Below are 17422 nucleotides of genomic sequence, written 5' to 3' on the forward strand. Positions count from 1 at the left end.
ATTAATTCAACTATAAAAGTAGTGAAATTGAAATTAGCGTTTTAATTTTTCTTTTTATTTAGTCATTTTTCTTTTAGAAACTATGTCTTTTATAGATTCATTATTAATTAGTACATCGCTTAAAACAGATTCTCCATTTTTTAAGTAAACCAATGCGTAGGTGGTATTGTTTTCTTTTTTGAAAGATTCTTGGTGAGCGTCTTCAGCAGGTTTTGCTTTAAATTCGTCCATGTAAAACCGTTCAAAAGGGTATTCAATAGTAATGTTTTTATTCTCTTTATAAGAGTGAATGTATTTTACTTTAGCAGTTATAAAATTAGTTGTATTTAAAGGTTTTTCTTTTACAATATTTTTAATAGATGCAAAGCCATTTTCGTCGTTTTTTACAACTACATAAACCTCTTCATTTCTAGTCCAATTATCTTTATTTTGAATACTAAATTTATCTTCTTCAAAATTTAGCCGTATATATTTTCCCCTAAAAGGGTCTGACGGATCTAACGGCTCGGTTTTAAACTTGAAAGCTACACCAGTTTTTAAAACGTCTTCTTGATTAGAAATCATTTTAAAAGGAACAAACAATTGAGCTACCGCAACAATTAAAAATAAACTGAATATGATTATTTTACTTTTCATTTTTATTTCTTTTTTTTAGCATCCAATAGTTAGTAATAAAAAAACCAACACCTACCGAAACAAATAACAAGCCTCTTAACACAAAGCTTAAATCGGTATCAAAAAAACGACAAACAACAAGCGTAGTTATTATTAATAAGCCATAGTTTAGAATGCCTAAATGATTTTTTTGTTCGCCCTTTCTAATAGTTAATATTCCTATTAAGAAAATAAGAAGGTTTATAAAAATTATAGGTAAAAACAATTTTAGCCCAATAAAAAAGGAAATTGTAAACAGTAAAAATGCAGCTTCTATTAGTGTAGATTGTTTAATGGATTTTTTTTGAAATTGTTTAATTAACAATACTAACGCAGTTATAAATAAAACGCTTGTAGCAATTACTTCAGCAAAGTTATTTATGGTGTTAAATGTAAATTCAATGTCTAATAAATCTTCCCAATACCAACTAAAACTTAAAGATAGTAGCATACCAATTGTACCTAACGATCCTATTATTAAATAACTATTATTTCGTAGTTTTTGATTGTTGCAGAAATTCGAATTTCCTACTAAATAATAGATGCCTAAAAGAGATAAATATGCAACAAACATTATTTCTTCATAATTATTGGCTATTGTGCCTAAGGCGTAAAGAATAGATAATGGAATAAACCAGTTATGGACAATAAAAAAGTTACTTTTTGGTTTGTTTTTAAACAGAAGGTAGTAATGTGGCATAACTAAAAGTAACAATAACCAATAAGTGTACGATTCAGCTCTAGGGTATGACCAATAACCAACCTTTCCGGCATAAAAGGTAATACCAATAATGTATAAAAGTGATACAACTGAAGATTTAAGTAAGTAAACCAATGGCAAACATAAGAGCATCCAAGTAATTGTAAAAGAAGCAATATCACCATCTATATTATAAATTTGGCTTACTAGTGAAATACTAGAACCCACAGCAAAAAATAAAAATACAGCTGAACTTTCTCGCCAAGCAACATTTTTGCTTTTTTTTAATAGGGTAAAACCACAAAGTAATTGTCCAATTAGTAAAGGAATAAAAGCTAAAGTTGTTTTAATTAATTTAGGAAGGTTATCCCAATTATGAGCTAAAATTAAAATAATACCAAGTCCAACTAATAAAGCGCCTAAAACACCAAAAACTATAAATAATTTATTGGTTGAAGTACTTTCTTTGCTTTTGTAATAAGAATCAATTTTGCCAGCAATTTCTGTTGAAATTACATTAGCATCAATAAGTTCTTTAAGATCTTTTGAAATGTTCATTAATACAATTTTTATGAACAACTAAAGTTAATTTATTTTTACTGAAGAAATGTTTAATAAAAGTTAAAAATTAAGAATAGGATTAAGAGCACTACAAACCCTAAAGCCCAAGTAATTTGTTGCTTTTTACTGTTCTGAAGTGATTCAAACCTTAATTTTATTTTTAATTCAGCAAGATTGTATTTGCTTATTTTGGGGAGGTTATATTCAGTTTTTACACTTTTTACATTTGAATAATCATTACCGCCTTTAAATTCTTTTTGATGGTTTGTTCTTCTATTTTTTGATTTTAGTAACCTTTCAAGATATCCAGGTATGGAGCCAGCACCAAAACTCATAATTACTCTATTAAAATTTTAATTATTTCAGAAGAGTTTGATTGTTGATACGTGTACTTAGAAACTTCAAACTGAAGTATATTAAAAAAAGTGCAACAGTTCTCGTGTTTTTCTTCCATTTCTAGCGTAACAACAAATTCTATTTCACCAACTTTAATGGTGTATTGTTCTAAGTTTAAATTCCAACCAATTTCTGATAACTCAATTACATTAAGATTGTTTTCACTAATAAATTCGAAATTTACAGATTCGAAATTTTTATTGAGAACGGTTATAGTATCGCTGTCCAATTCACCTTTTGTAAATAAATTATCGCCAGTAGTTTTATCAACTAATTCAAATATAAAATTTGGAGGAGGTGTAAAGCAGGCTATACCTTCACAATCATTTTTACAACCAAATAGTAATAGCGGTAAAAAAATTAAAAGTATATTTTTTTTCATAAAGCAATATTTAAAAAAAGGCAATAAGAAATTTCTTATTGCCTTTTTAATCTATTAAGATTTCTTTTCTTTAGAATCAGGTTTTTTTGGCGTTTCTTCTTCTGAAGTTATATCTTCAACATCTTTACCTTTTAAATATTCTGGTAATTGCATACCAGCCATATCAAACATTTCTTGTAATGGCGGAACTGCTTTGTACATTCCAGAAATAAAGTTTGAAGTAGATGTTTTACCATCTTTTCCTCCGCCGTTTTCCCAAACAGTAACTTTATCAATTTTAATGTTTTTAATAGCTTCAGCTTGAATTTTAATTAATTCTGGAAGTTTATCAGCAACTAATAATCTAACAGCATCTTTAGCATCGTCTCCAGCAGCTCTAACAATTTGATCTAAACCTTCAGCTTGTTTAGTTAGTATTTCAAACATACCTTTTGCTTCAGCTTCTTTTTTTAAGAAAATGGCATCAGCTTCACCTTTAGCAATACGTCTAATTTGTTCAGCTTCAGCTTCAGCATCAATTTCAACCTTTTGTTTGTCTATTTGAGCAGGTACAACAATATCTGCTAATTGTTCAGCTTCTTTACGTTTTGCTCTTGCTTCTTCGGCTAATTTTTCAGCAGCATATGCTTCTTCTAATGCTTTTGCAGCTTGTACTTTTTCAGATGCTATTGCTCGTTTTGCTGCTTCAGCTTCACGCTCACGTCTTAAGGCATCAGATTCAGCAATTTCAATTTTAGAAATATTTTCACCTTCAATAGCCTTAGCGTTGGCAATTGCTGTTTTAATACGTTCAACTTGTTTGGCTTCAGCTTCACCAATTTTTGCTTTTGCATCAGCATCAGCTGTTTGAATACGTTCTTTTTGGTCTGCGTTAGCTTCTCCAATCATAGCAGTAGCATTCATGTCGGCAACTTGAACACGTTCGTTTTGGTTGGCATTAGCTTCACCAATTTTTGCTTTTGCTAAAGCATCGGCAACTTGTGTACGTTGGTCTTGAACTGCTTTTGCTTGTCCAATTGCTCCATCTCTATCTTTTTGTGCAACCGTAACAATAGCTTCATTAATAGCTTTTGCAGCAGCTTCTTTTCCTAAAGCTTCAATATAACCAGATCCATCATGTATATCTGTAATGTTTACGTTGATTAATTTTAAACCAACTTTTTTCAATTCGGCTTCAACACTGTGTGTAATGTGCGATAAAAATTTATCTCTATCTGAGTTAATTTCTTCAATATCCATAGATGCAACTACCAAACGTAATTGACCAAAAATAATTTCTTGTGCCAATTCTTGTACAGCATCTAGGTTTAAACCTAATAAACGTTCTGCAGCATTTTGCATTACGCTTGGTTCTGTTGAAATACCAATGGTAAATCTAGAAGGTACATTTACACGAATGTTCTGCTTACTTAAGGCGTTTGTTAAATTTACTTCAATAGACATTGGAGTTAAATCTAAAAACTCATAATCTTGTATTATTGGCCAAATAAATGCAGCTCCACCGTGTACACATTTTGCGGATTTTCCACCACCTGTTTTTCCGTAAACAACTAAAATTCTATCTGAAGGACAACGCTTATAGCGTCTAATCATTGCAAAAACAATTACAATTGGTATAAAAATAGCAGCAGCTGTTAGGTAAACTCCATATGAGCCGGATTGTAATGGTAATAATAATAAATTCATAGGTTAATTTTTATTGGTTTAATTTTTGTACTAATAATATTTCTGCACTTACAATTTTGGTTACTTTAACCATAGCGCCAGTTTTTAATTCTTCGTTTTCGTCGGTAATTGCTTCTAATTCACGTAAGCTTCCTTGCACTTTAATTTGAACTTTACCCATTTTAGAACGGTTTGGTCCAATAGGTAAATATACTTCACAAATAACCCCTACAGCGTTTTTCATTTTTAAAGTTCCAGATTCTGCTAGTTTGTGCATCCAAAAGAATAATAATGAAATTACAACCATCATTATTAAGCCCGACACAAAAGAAATTATCAGTGTAATTGCTGTGGTTAAACCAGCATCTAAACATGTTACTCCTGTCCAGCCAAAAATGGTGAAAAAACCAACCAAACCTTTAAAAGTAAAAAATTGAAACCCAACTCCACCATCATCAGCTTCAAATTCCGTTGCGTCAGCTTCCATATCAGCATCTCCACCGCCAATAAAAGTTAAAATAAGTATTATAAAAAATATAGCTGAGCCTATAAGCGCAATACCCCAATAGGTTTGTTCAAGAGTCGACATTCCGTCGAAAAATTCTAACATAGTTTCACAATTTTTTAAGAAGTTATCGAATATACTAAATATTAGAAAAATATAAGACTGTTTAATCGTTAATTTTTCGTTTAGCTTTAATTAAATATCAAAAGACCACCAATAATAATTACAAATCCAATAGCTACAATTATAATGTTCTTTTTTAAAGCCTCTTTATTTTCTAGTTTTATTGTTTGTCTAATTTTTAACAGCTGTTGTGGTGTTGCCTTTTTTTCTAATAAAGCATTCCTTTCCTTTTTCTTTTTTGAAGGTTTATTATCTCTATCAAAATAGGTTTTACGTTTTGGTCTAGCATTATTTTTAATTGATGTGACCATAGCTGAAACTGCACCTCCAAAATTCATAATTTATATTTTTAGCAATTATTAATAATTTAAGAAAGAAGAAATGATTCTCTAATTATATGTTGTGTTTTTGTATAAAATGTTACGCCTTTTCGTCTAAATTTCTTTTACATTTGTTAATATTATATATAAAACTACTATTATGACTAATAAAATTGAACTAAGCTGGAAAGGTCAAATGTTATTTGAATCTGTTGCTCCAGAAGGAAATGTAATGATTGATGCTGCAGAAGAAGTTGGTGGGCAAGGTAAGGGTTTACGCCCTAAAGCTATGATGTTAACATCTTTGGCAGGCTGTTCAGGTATGGATATTTCTTCATTACTAAAAAAAATGCGTGCAGAGGTTGAAGATTTTAAAATTGAAGTTGAAGCAAGCTTAACGGAGGAACATCCTAAGTATTACGATAAAGTTCACGTAACATATCGTTTTTTTGGAAGTGATTTCAAAAAAGATAAAATTGAAAAAGCTGTAAAATTATCTGTAGACCGTTATTGTGGTGTTATGGAAATGTTTAGACAATTTGCAACAGTTACTACTGAAATTATTTACGAAGAGTAATAAATTAAAATACTTACTTTTGAAAAAAAAGTATTGCTATGCGTTGGAAATTAAAGCCTGAGACTGATTCTCAAATAACTTCAAATCTTGCAAAAGAGTTAAGTATAGATTATACATTGGCTAAGTTGTTGGTTCAACGTGGAATTCAAAATTTTGATGATGCCAAGGCTTTTTTTAGACCAGATTTAGCAGATTTACACAATCCATATTTAATGAAAGATATGGACTTAGCTGTTGAGCGAATTGAGTTGGCAATTTCAAATAATGAAAACATTTTAGTTTATGGAGATTATGATGTTGATGGTACTACTTCGGTGTCGTTACTTTCTTCATATTTAAAAACAATTCACCCAAATGTTGCAACCTATATTCCAGATAGGTATGCTGAAGGTTATGGTGTTTCATATAAAGGAATTGATTTTGCTGAAGACAATGGAATTACATTAATTGTTGCGCTAGATTGTGGAATTAAAGCCATTGAAAAAGTAGCGTACGCAAAAGAAAAAGGAATCGATTTTATTATTTGCGATCATCATAGGCCAGGTAAAGAAATACCTAAAGCTGTTGCGGTTTTAGATCCAAAACGTGAAGATTGTGAGTATCCATATAAAGAGCTTTGTGGTTGTGGAGTTGGTTTTAAATTAATTCAAGCGTTAGCAGGTAAACGAGGTGAAACTATAGATGATTTATTACCGTATTTAGATTTGGTTGCTACGGCAATTGCCGCAGATATTGTGCCAATTACAGGCGAAAATAGAGTGTTAGCTTATTATGGGTTAAAGGTTATAAATACCAACCCAAGAAATGGTATGAAAGCGATGATTCATCAAATAGATAAGGATGAACTAACTATAACTGATGTTGTTTTTATTATAGCGCCAAGAATTAATGCTGCAGGTAGAATAAAGCATGGTAATTATGCTGTTGAATTATTAACCGAAGTAGATTTTGATACCGCGGTTGAATTTGCTTCAGCAATAGAAAAAAATAATAACGAGCGTAAAGATTTAGATAAAAGCATAACACATGAAGCATTACAACAAATTGAAAAAAATAATGAACAGCAAAACTTTTCGACTGTTGTTTATAATGAAACTTGGCATAAAGGTGTTATTGGTATTGTGGCTTCTAGATTAATAGAAACCTATTACAAACCAACATTAGTTTTTACAAAAAGCGGAGATAAATTAGCCGCTTCTGCAAGATCTGTTAAAGGGTTTGATGTGTATAATGCTTTGGAGCAATGTAGCGAGTTTATTGAGCAATTTGGAGGGCATAAATATGCTGCTGGCTTAACGTTAACTGAAGAAAACTACCCAAAGTTTAAAGCTAAATTTGAAGAAGTTGTAAAGGAAACTTTGCCAGAAGAGCTACGAACACCAGAAATTTTGATAGATGCTGAAATTAGTTTATCTGAAATTACACCAAAGTTTTTTCGAATAATAAATCAGTTAGCGCCTTTTGGACCTCAAAATTTAAGGCCTGTTTTTTCTGCTTCAGGTTTAAGAGATAATGGGTATGGAAAAAAAGTTGGTGCAGACCAAACACATTTAAAACTAAGCATTATTGATGGTGTAAACCAAAAAACATACAATGCTATTGGTTTTAGTATGGGAGATAAATTTGAACTGGTTCAAAAAGAGCAAGATTTTAAAGCAGCTTTTAATATTGATGAAAACCATTGGAATGGAAATACATCGTTACAATTAATGCTAAAAGATCTGCAACCAGCTTAATTTTTTTCTTTAATTAAATATATATAAACAGGGTAATGATCGCTGTAACCACCTAAAAATTTTCCGCTAGAAAAACTTCTAAAAGGATAGCCTTTATATTTACCTGTTTGTGTAGTTAAATATTGCGGTTTATATACTGCAGCTTTAAACATTTTAAAGCTAGAATATTCTTTTTTGGTTGTAAGCAGCGGAGAGGTAAATATTATTTGGTCAAATAAATTTATATTATCTCTATATACTAATGTGTTATGGCCTCTTTTAAATAAATCTTCGTATGGGTTGTAAAGGTCTCCTTCTTTTACTTTTCTTTTTTTCTTTTTAGTTTTTAAAACCTTTTTTAAGCTAGAATTATGAGGGTCGTCATTTAAATCTCCCATAATTATTATTTTAGGGTTTGGATCTGATAATTTAATTTTCTCAATAATTTGAGTGTTTAAATAAGCTGCTTTTTCTCTTTTAGACCTGCTTTTTTTCTCTCCTCCACGTCTAGAAGGCCAATGATTTACTATGATATGAACCAATTCATTATCTAAATAACCGCTAACCAATAATTGGTCTCTGGTGTAAATTCTCATTCCTTTTTCGTCCCAAAGTTTTAGTTCAAAATTTTCAAAATGTGTTGGAATAAAATAGTTTGGTTGATATAATAGCGCAACGTCAATTCCTCTTAAATCTGGGGAGTCAAAATGAATAATTTCGTATTTTTTTTCTTTCAAATAAGATGTTGATGTTAAATCTTCTAGAACTTTTCTGTTTTCAACTTCAGCAACACCAATAATTGCAGGGCTATTTTTAGCTTCTTTTGTACCAATTTCTGAAATTACTTTAGCCATATTATTCAGTTTTTGGCTATAAATAGAATCTCTATTTGTTTTAATTTCCATTATTGGACTAGCTTCATCATTTTTTAAAGTGTCGTTTTTGGTGTCAAATAGATTTTCTAAATTATAAAAAGCAATGGTTCTAATTTTATATTGTTTTTGACTGTATGTGTTATTGACAAAACCGATTAAAAAAATCAGTATTAAGGTTATTTTTTTCATATTAAAATTTGAGGGTTCAAAGCTACATCAAAAATATGAAAAAGAGCTAGTTATTTGATAATGTGATGTAAATTATGTTTATTTGAAAAAAATTGTAAATGAAAAAGCTAATTTTATTAGGTTTTTTGTGCTTTTCGTATATTCCATATTTAAGAGCGCAAACTACTTATTCTATCCGTGGAGAAATCCAAGAAGTAACAACTGAGAATCCGTTGTCACAGGTTCAAATTTCTATTTTAAACACAAATTATTTTACCGAAACTGATATTGGAGGAATATTTGTGTTAGAGAAATTGCAAAAAGGAGATTACAAACTTCAAATCCGTTTAACAGGTTATTTGGTTCAAACGTTACCTATTTCTTTAGAGAAAAGTATTGATTTAGGTACAATTTATTTAGAGCCAATAATTGATAATTTTCAAGACGCCAGTATTATTTCTTTAACTGATGATGATTTAACTGAAGATAATAGTTCAAATTCTGAATACATTTCAGGGCTATTTCAATCTTCTAAAGATGCTTATTTAAAAGCGGCAGCGTTTAATTTTAGTCAGGCTTGGTTCAAAGTTCGAGGATATGATTCTCGCTACGGACAAATTACATTGAACGGTGTTGAAATGAATAAATTTTACGACGGAAGACCACAATGGAGCAATTGGGGAGGTTTAAATGATGCCTTGCGAAATCAAGATTTCAGCAATGGAATTGCTCCTTCAGAAGTTTCTTTTGGAAATATGTTGGGAACTACAAACTTTAAAACTCGAGCTTCTTTAAATAGAGAAGGAGGAAAAGTTTCATATGCTCTTACTAATAAGAGTTATACAGGTAGAGCAATGGCAACGTATTCAACTGGTTTAAACGATAAAAATTGGGCGCTAACAGTTTCTGGTTCTCGGCGATATGCAGAGGAAGGTTATATGGATGGAACACCATACAATTCTTGGTCTGGTTTTATAGCTGCAGAGAAAAAGTTTAACGAAAACCACAGTATAAACTTAACGGCAATTGGTGCTTTTAATAGAAAGGGAAAATCCTCACCAAGTACTCAAGAAGTTTATGATTTAAAGGGTTATACCTATAATTCATATTGGGGAGACCAAGTTGGAGATATAAGAAACTCTAGAATGAAAGAAATTTTTGAGCCAATTGTAATGCTAACACATTATTATACTTCAGAAAAATCTACACTTACTTCTTCTATTTCATACCAAACTGGACACACAACCAATGGAAGATTAGGCTATTTTAATGCGCCAAACCCAGATCCTACGTATTGGAAATATTTACCAAGCAATTATTTAAGAGGTAATAATTACGATTTAGGTCAGGCATATTTGGCGGACCAAGATTTTAGAAATAATGGTCAATTAAATTGGAATGAACTTTATTTAACTAATGCAGGAAAGGAAAACGCTTCATATTATGTGTATGATGATAGGGTTGAAGATTCTCAAATTAGTTTTAATTCAAACTTCAATACAAAAATAAATGCTAATGTTCAGATAAATACAGGTGTTTCATTTAAAAGTTTGAGCTCAAGAAATTTTGCTGAAATGACAGATTTATTAGGAGCAACTAGTTTTTTAGATATAGATCAATACGCAATTGGAGATGCAAGAGATAACGATCTAAATAACCCGAATAAGGTTGTTGGGGTTGGAGATGAGTTTCAATATAATTACAATATAGCTGCAAGTAGTGTTGGAGCATTTGCTCAAGTACAAGTTACTAGTAAAAAGGTTGATTATTTTGCCGGCCTTAATTTTAAAAACAGCAATTTTCAGCGAGATGGTTTATATAAAAATGGAACCTTTGCTAATAATTCCTTTGGAAAAGGAGAAAAACAATCGTTTTCAGATTTTAGTGCTAAAGGTGGATTCACCTATAAATTTACAGGACGTCATTTGTTTAATGTAAACGGTGCTTATTTATCAAACGCAGCAACTATTAGAACTGTTTTCTCTAATTCCAGAGTTAACAATGAAATAACTCCAACTATTACAAGTGAAAAAGTAGTAACTGCCGATGCTAATTATATTTTTAGATCACCAAAAATACAAGCGCGTTTAACAGGTTATTTTACAAAAATTAGCGATGCAGTAGAAACTTCATTTTTATTTGCTGAAGGCTTAAGAGGAGATCAGGCAGATTTTGTAAGTGAAATTTTAACTGGTGTAGAAAAAAAGCATATTGGTGCAGAGTTAAGCTTAGAGTATCAGGCTACACCTACTGTTAAGGTTTTAGGAGCAGGTTCATTTGGACAATTCACGTACAATAACAATCCAAATTTATATTTACAATCTGAAAGTTTTGTAGATGAAGATAGTGATTTTGGAACGGCTTATTTACAAGATTATAAATTGTCTGGAACACCACAAAGAGCTTATTTATTAGGAATAGAATATAGAGATCCAACTTATTATTGGTTTCAGGTAAGTGGAAACTATATGTCTAACAATTATTTAGATATTTCACCATTATTAAGAACAGAAAATTTTTATGTTGATACAGATGGAATTCCATTTATAGATGACGAAACTGGAGTTCAGGTAACACAAGAACAAGTAGATGGTTTATTGCAACAAGAGAAGTTTGACGATATCTTTTTAATGAATATTGTAGCAGGTAAATCGTGGAAAATAAATGATTATTACTTGGGTGTTTTTGCCGGAATAAACAATGTGTTGGGTGAGACTTATAAAACTGGTGGTTTTGAGCAAGCTCGTAATGCAAACTATCCAGAGTTAAAGGAAGATAAAAACTTAGAGAACCCAATTTTCGGACCTAAGTATTGGTACAATAGTGGTACTTCCTATTATTTTAATTTATATGTAAGATTTTAAAAAATTCAGCAATGAGAAAATATATAAACAAAATTATTTTAGTTGTTATAACGGTATTAGCAACTAGTTGTGTTAAAGATTCAGATTTTTCAACACCAAATGTAGATTGTGTAGAGCAATCGTTAACAGCGACAAATACATTAAGTCAAATTAAAGATGTGTACGCTTTTGGAGGTACGCAATTTGAGACTGATATTATTATAGAAGGTTATGTTGTTTCTAGTGATCAATCTGGGAATATTTATAAATCATTATCTATTCAAGATAAACCAGAGAATCCTACTTCAGCAATAAAAATTGCTATAGATCAAACTGATATTTATACAAAATATGAAGTTGGAAGAAAAATTTATGTGAAATTAAATGGGTTGGCAATAGATTTTAGTTTTGGAAGTTTGCAAATTGGGAGAATAGCAAATTCTGAATTAGAAGGTATTTCTCCTTTTGAATTAGATAATCATATTGTTCGTTCTTGTGAGGTAGCTACAATTGTACCTAAAAAAGTAGCTGTTGAAGATTTAACCGAAGATATGTTAGAAATGTTAATTGAGCTAGAAAATGTTCAATTTAGAACTGAAGATTTGGGTAAATCTTATGCTAATGTTGATAATACATCAACCGTTAATAGAACATTGCAAAGTTTTAACGATAGCTGTAATTTAACAGGTGAAGTTGAGGTTAGAAATTCTGGTTATGCCGATTTTAAAAATGAATTATTACCCGAAGGTAAAGGAAGTGTAGTTGCTATTTTTAGTAATTACTATGATGATTTTCAGTTGTATTTAAGAGATCCTAGCGATGTTACTTTAAATGATGCTCGTTGTGATTACTCAAACGCATTAACACCAAACATTACATTATCTGAAGTAAAAGATATGTTTGAAGGTGATGTAGTTGCCTTTGGAATTTCGAATAATTATATAGCTGAAGGATATGTGATTTCAGCAGATGAAGATGGTAATTTTAGTGAACGTTTAATTATTCAAGATGCTATTGAAAACCCAACTGCAGGTATTCAAATACTTATTGAGAGTGATGAGGTTTATGAAAACTATTCTATTGGTGACAAAGTTTTTGTAAATCTAGATAAATTATATATGGATGAGGTTGATGGAGTTTTAACTGTTGGTTATGGTTCTTCAATTAAAGAAATTGACGAAGAAGACTTTGCTTCATTTATTATTAATAGTGGAGAAACATTTGAAATAACGCCAACTGAAATAATTATTTCAGATATTGAAAATGAAGACTATAAGAATATTTTAGTAAGAGTTAATAATGTTCAGTTAGTTGAAGCTGAATTAGGAAGTGCTTTTGCAGAGTTTAGTGGAACAGAAGACGGGATAAGAACATTAGAAACTTGTGGCGAAGCAAAAAAGCTAGGTGTATTTACAAATGGTGATGCGACATTCGCTAATGAATTATTTCCTCAAGGTCACGGAAGTATTACCGGAATATTAGGAGATCAAATTATTGAAGTTAGAACAATAGATGATGTTAATTTTAATGAAGCTTTTGAAGTTTGCCCAGTAATCGTACCTAAAATAATGATAACTGAGGTTGCTGATCCTGATAATTATACTACAGCACGTTTTGTTGAATTATTTAATGCGGGAGATACTGAAATTGATTTAACAGGTTGGAAATTGAATAAGTATGTAAACGGTTCTACTTCACCTTCAAGTGGAGGATTAGACTTAACAGGGTATTCCATTGCGGTTGGGGAGTTTTTAATTATTGCTAATACAGGTTTTTCTACTGCATTTTCAATAGCTCCAAATTTTGAAACCGCTTATATGTCGGCAAATGGAGATGATTCTTTTGAATTGGTAGACAATACCGGAGCAGTTATGGATCGATTTGGAGTAGTTGGCGAAGATGGAAATGGAACAGATTGGGAATTTTTGGATGGAAGAGCATATAGAAACATAGATATAGTTGAGCCAAATACAACTTTTAATTCAAGTGAGTGGACCATTTATTCGGATGCTAATAATTCTTTAATATCAAATCCGAATTCACCGCAATTAGCACCAGATGATTTTAATCCAAATATTAGGTAGTTTTATGCTGTTTTTTTTAGTTGAATTAATTTTAAAAAAAATCAAAAAAATTAAGGTTTTTGTCAAATTACGCAGAAATTAACGTTTTTTAACACTTTAAAAATTGTGAATATCACAATAGTGAAGCAATAAAATTGTATTTAATCGAATTATAACGCAATGAAAAGGTATTCGTATTGCGAAAAATGTAAATTTCTAAAAAAACGTTGAAAATGTATTAAAAATTTCAAAATGTAAAAAATAATGCTTTTTTGAAGTAAATTTGAGTATTAAAATAAAACAAAGATTTTAAAACTAAATATTATGAATAAATTTAAATTATTGGCATTAGCCTTAGTGTTAGGAACAACAAGTTTATTTGCAAGTATAAACCCAGAAGTTTCAAAAGAAGAAATAAGAAAACAAATTGTAGAATTAGTTCAAGATTTTCAAAGCACAATTGATAACCAAGATGTAAAAGTAACATTTACTTTTAGTACTGAAGGAGAGATTGTTGTTTTAAAAGTTGCATCATCAGATAAAGATGTATTAAGTTTTGTACGTAAAAACTTAAATGGGAAAGTATTACAAAACCCAGGAAAAGTTAATAGACATTACACTATGCCTATTAGAATAAAATAAATTTAACCAAACTCAATTTTCAAAAAAAAGCCAAACAGAAATGTTTGGCTTTTTTATTTAATTTTTTTTAAGGTAAACATACACAGGAAAATGATCGCTAAAACCACCTAAGTATCGTTTACCTACATAGGTTCTAAAAGGGTTTCCTTTGTATTTACCATTCCACTCTTTTAAAAAGTGCTTATCAAAAACTTCAGCATATTTAAAAAAATGTCCACCTTCTTTGTTACTAAAAAAGTTTTGAGTAAATAAAATTTGATCAAATAAATGCCATTTAAATTTGTGATTAAGAGAGCCGTTTCCAGTATCTAATAACCGTTCCATTGGATTATAAAAGTCGTTTTTTGAAATTTCTTTTATGCTATTGCTGTGTGGGTCGTCATTAAAATCACCCATAATAATTATTTTAGCATTGTCTGTTGTGTTTCTAATATTATTTGCAATGCTATTTACTAATTCTGCAGCTTTAAGTCTTTTAGATTCTGTAGAATCTTGACCAGTTCGTCTAGAAGGCCAATGGTTGACAAGTACATGAATTAATTCTCCGTTTAATTTACCTTTAACAAGTAAAACATCTCTAGTGTAATCTCTTTCACCATTTTTTCCATTTAAATATAAAGGAAAGGTTTCAGAATGAATTAATTCAAAAAGGTCTTTTTGGTACAATAAGGCAACGTCAATTCCTCTTTCATCTGGAGAATCATAATGCACATAGCCATAATTTTTATGAACTAGGTTTTTACTGTTTACTAAGTCTATTAAAACTTTTTCATTTTCCACTTCTACAACACCAACAATTGCAGGTGAATGCATAGATTTTTCTGTTCCTAACTGGCCAATTACATTACCTAACTTTCTAAGTTTATTTTTATAACGTTTTTTGTTCCAGTGCTTTTTTCCTTTAGGGGTAAAATCATCATCAAGTGTTTTAGGATCATCTTCAACATCAAATAAATTTTCTAAATTATAGAATGCTACTGTGTAAGCATTTTGAATTTTTCCTTTAGATTTAAAAAATGAAAACATAGGCAATTAAAAGTTTTAGAATGCTAATGTAGTTATTTTAATTTTCAGATATTTTAATTTGAGAAAAGTTATTTAAATAGTCTAGAAAATTGTAAATTTATATTTAATGTAAAATTTAGGTGGTTAATTAACCATTTTTTATGAATAGCCAAAAAAAAATAGGTACATATGGTTGCTTTATCTGTTTTTTAGTGTTTTTTAGTGCCTTATTTGCTCAAGCCGATGTAAATGAATTACAAAAAACATTAAATTATAAGAAACATGATACAATTAAAATTAAGCAGTTAATTAATGCTGGTGATGATTGTTATTATTCGTTTCCAGATTCTTCGTATATAAAATATAACAAGGCTTTAGATATTGCTAAGAAAATAAAAAATAAAAAATTTGAAGCAAAATGCTTACTAAGTATTGGGTATTATCTTGATGAAAAAGAGCGTTACAAAGAATCTTTAGAGTATTATTTACAGGCTTTGGAGTTGTATAGGTCTATTGGTGATGAGCAAGGTTTAGCTAATTGCTATAATTATTTAGGTTATAGTTTTTCTTATTTAAATTCGGTTGAAAAAGCTTCAGAATATTTTTTAAAAGCACTTCAAATATTTAAAAAAATAAATGATCAAAACGGGATTGCAGATGTAAATAACGGTTTTGGAAATTTATATTACGACATTGAAAATTATGAAGAAGCCTATAAGTATTACTTAAAATCTTACACTATTTATAAAAAAAATAATGATAAAGCAGGGTTAATAGCGACATATATAAATTTGGGTAATGCCATATCTACAGACGGAAATATTGAAGAAGGGTTAAAGTATTATTCAAAATCTTTAGAGTTGTCTAAAGAAATTGGAGATAAAGAAGGTATAGCTATTAATTATACAAATATTGGAGACTGTTATATTGTTAATGAAAACTATGAAAAAGCAGAAGAATACCTAAATAAAGCCTTAGATGTAGCAATTAAAATTAGCTATAATAGTTTAAAACCTCTTATTTACTCAAATTATGCAAATACTAAATTAAAAGAGAAAAAGTTCGATTCTGTTTTAATTTATGTAAATAAAAGTTTTGAAGCTTCAGAAGGTTTATCTGGTATGTATTTTGAGTATGATAATCATGATTATTTAAGTAAAGCCCATGAGGCGTTAGGTGATTATGATAATGCTTTAAAAAATTATAGATTATTTAAAAAGCATACGGATAGTATTTTTAATGCCAAAAAATTTGAACAAATTGCAAAATTAGGTGTAATTAATAAATTAGAATTACAAGAGGAGAAGATAAAATCAATGACTAAGAGTAATGAGATTAGGAATCTTCAGTCTAAAAATCAACAAACGCTAATCTATATTTTATTAATTTTTAGTATTTTCTTTATTGCGTTAACTTATTATTTAAGTAAACAACGTGCAGAAAGAAAAAAAGCTTATAATTTATTATTAATTGAAAAAGAGAAAGCAGAAGAGAGCGATAGGTTAAAATCAGCTTTTTTAGCAAATATGAGCCACGAAATTAGAACACCTATGAATGCTATTATGGGGTTCTCTAGCTTTTTGAAAAACCCTGAATTAGGCAGTGAAAAACGAGATCATTTTGTAGATATAATTAATGTTTCTGGAGAGCGTTTAATGGCAATTATTAATGATATTGTAGATATTTCTAAAATAGAATCTAACCAGTTAAAAACAGATATCACAGAGTTTAATGTAAAGTCTGCGTTATCTGGAATTATTGAAATTCAAAAGAATTCAAATAAACTACTTCTTAAAAAAAATATAGATTTAAAGTTGGTTTCACCAATTTCTTATGATGGTTTTTTTATAAAAACAGACTTAAATAGATTTACTCAAATTTTTGATAACCTAATAAATAATGCTACAAAATTTACAAACGAGGGTTCAATAGAAATAGGTTATCACTTAAAGCATTATCACGAAAAAGCATATATAGAGTTTTATGTAAAAGATACAGGTTGTGGTATTCCAAAAGATAAATTTGATGTTATTTTCGACCGTTTTTCTCAAGCTGGTGAAGATGATTTTAAAGAAGGAAATGGTTTAGGATTAAGTATTTGTAAAGGGCTGGTAACAATTTTAAATGGTGAAATTTGGCTTGAATCTGAAGAAAATGTCGGTACAACTTTTCATTTTACGCTTCCATATTAAAAAATAAATATTTTCTGTTTTCAAATAAACAAATTT

At 29.7% G+C, this 17422-nt stretch carries 15 protein-coding genes; 6 read left to right on the forward strand and 9 right to left on the reverse strand.

Going from position 1 to position 17422, the window contains the following annotated elements; all coding sequences use genetic code 11:
- Positions 1-54: 54 nt before the first annotated feature.
- The 7 genes from BLU40_RS01185 to BLU40_RS01215 form a co-directional block, all read right to left on the reverse strand.
- The gene (locus tag BLU40_RS01185; protein ID WP_090118886.1) at positions 55-636 is read right to left on the reverse strand and encodes a GDYXXLXY domain-containing protein; all 582 of its coding nucleotides are present in this window, start codon (positions 634-636) and stop codon (positions 55-57) included.
- A complete protein-coding gene (locus tag BLU40_RS01190; RefSeq protein WP_090118888.1) occupies positions 626-1912 on the reverse strand; it encodes a DUF2157 domain-containing protein in 1287 nt (428 codons plus the stop codon). Before BLU40_RS01190 ends, BLU40_RS01185 begins: the two co-directional genes overlap by 11 nt.
- Positions 1913-1965: 53 nt before the next feature.
- Positions 1966-2250 carry a hypothetical protein gene (locus BLU40_RS01195; RefSeq protein WP_090118889.1) on the reverse strand — a complete coding sequence of 95 codons (285 nt, stop codon included), beginning with the start codon at positions 2248-2250 and terminating at the stop codon, positions 1966-1968.
- Between the two features lie 2 nt (positions 2251-2252).
- Positions 2253-2693: a hypothetical protein gene (locus BLU40_RS01200; protein ID WP_090118891.1), complete on the reverse strand. Its 441-nt coding sequence runs from the start codon at positions 2691-2693 to the stop codon at positions 2253-2255.
- Between the two features lie 54 nt (positions 2694-2747).
- On the reverse strand, positions 2748-4379 hold the full coding sequence (locus tag BLU40_RS01205; RefSeq protein ID WP_090118892.1) for a flotillin family protein: 1632 nt from the start codon (positions 4377-4379) through the stop codon (positions 2748-2750).
- Positions 4380-4389: 10 nt separating this feature from the next.
- The gene (locus BLU40_RS01210) at positions 4390-4968 is read right to left on the reverse strand and encodes a hypothetical protein (protein ID WP_090118894.1); all 579 of its coding nucleotides are present in this window, start codon (positions 4966-4968) and stop codon (positions 4390-4392) included.
- 86 nt (positions 4969-5054) lie between these two features.
- A complete protein-coding gene (locus BLU40_RS01215) occupies positions 5055-5324 on the reverse strand; it encodes a hypothetical protein (RefSeq protein WP_090118896.1) in 270 nt (89 codons plus the stop codon).
- Between the two features lie 142 nt (positions 5325-5466).
- Here BLU40_RS01215 and BLU40_RS01220 point away from each other — a divergent pair, with 142 nt between their 5' ends.
- Together BLU40_RS01220 and recJ are read left to right on the forward strand one after the other, a co-directional pair.
- Positions 5467-5883 (forward strand): OsmC family protein, encoded by a 417-nt coding sequence (locus BLU40_RS01220; RefSeq protein ID WP_090118898.1) that lies wholly within the window; start codon positions 5467-5469, stop codon positions 5881-5883.
- 38 nt (positions 5884-5921) lie between these two features.
- On the forward strand, positions 5922-7619 hold the full coding sequence (recJ, locus tag BLU40_RS01225; RefSeq protein WP_090118900.1) for a single-stranded-DNA-specific exonuclease RecJ: 1698 nt from the start codon (positions 5922-5924) through the stop codon (positions 7617-7619).
- On the opposite strand, the gene BLU40_RS01230 is transcribed toward recJ, so the two are convergent.
- Positions 7616-8662 carry an endonuclease/exonuclease/phosphatase family protein gene (locus tag BLU40_RS01230; RefSeq protein ID WP_090118902.1) on the reverse strand — a complete coding sequence of 349 codons (1047 nt, stop codon included), beginning with the start codon at positions 8660-8662 and terminating at the stop codon, positions 7616-7618. The genes recJ and BLU40_RS01230 overlap by 4 nt on opposite strands.
- A gap of 98 nt (positions 8663-8760) precedes the next feature.
- On the opposite strand from BLU40_RS01230, the gene BLU40_RS01235 reads away from it, so the two are divergent.
- The 3 genes from BLU40_RS01235 (at position 8761) to BLU40_RS01245 (ending at position 14189) form a co-directional block, all read left to right on the forward strand.
- Entirely contained in the window at positions 8761-11505 is a 2745-nt protein-coding gene (locus BLU40_RS01235) for a TonB-dependent receptor (protein ID WP_090118904.1), read from the forward strand.
- An 11-nt stretch (positions 11506-11516) separates the two neighbouring features.
- Entirely contained in the window at positions 11517-13568 is a 2052-nt protein-coding gene (locus tag BLU40_RS01240) for a DUF5689 domain-containing protein (protein ID WP_090118905.1), read from the forward strand.
- Between the two features lie 303 nt (positions 13569-13871).
- Positions 13872-14189: a hypothetical protein gene (locus BLU40_RS01245; protein ID WP_090118908.1), complete on the forward strand. Its 318-nt coding sequence runs from the start codon at positions 13872-13874 to the stop codon at positions 14187-14189.
- A 57-nt stretch (positions 14190-14246) separates the two neighbouring features.
- Here BLU40_RS01245 and BLU40_RS01250 read toward each other — a convergent pair whose 3' ends face one another.
- Positions 14247-15215, reverse strand: coding sequence for an endonuclease/exonuclease/phosphatase family protein (locus BLU40_RS01250; RefSeq protein WP_090118910.1), 969 nt, complete (start codon positions 15213-15215; stop codon positions 14247-14249).
- Between the two features lie 140 nt (positions 15216-15355).
- Between BLU40_RS01250 and BLU40_RS01255 the strand changes: the two genes are divergently transcribed.
- Positions 15356-17386, forward strand: coding sequence for a tetratricopeptide repeat protein (locus tag BLU40_RS01255; RefSeq protein WP_090118912.1), 2031 nt, complete (start codon positions 15356-15358; stop codon positions 17384-17386).
- The last annotated feature ends 36 nt before the right edge of the window (positions 17387-17422 follow it).

The organism is Lutibacter oricola, assembly GCF_900106565.1.
GTDB lineage: Bacteria > Bacteroidota > Bacteroidia > Flavobacteriales > Flavobacteriaceae > Lutibacter > Lutibacter oricola.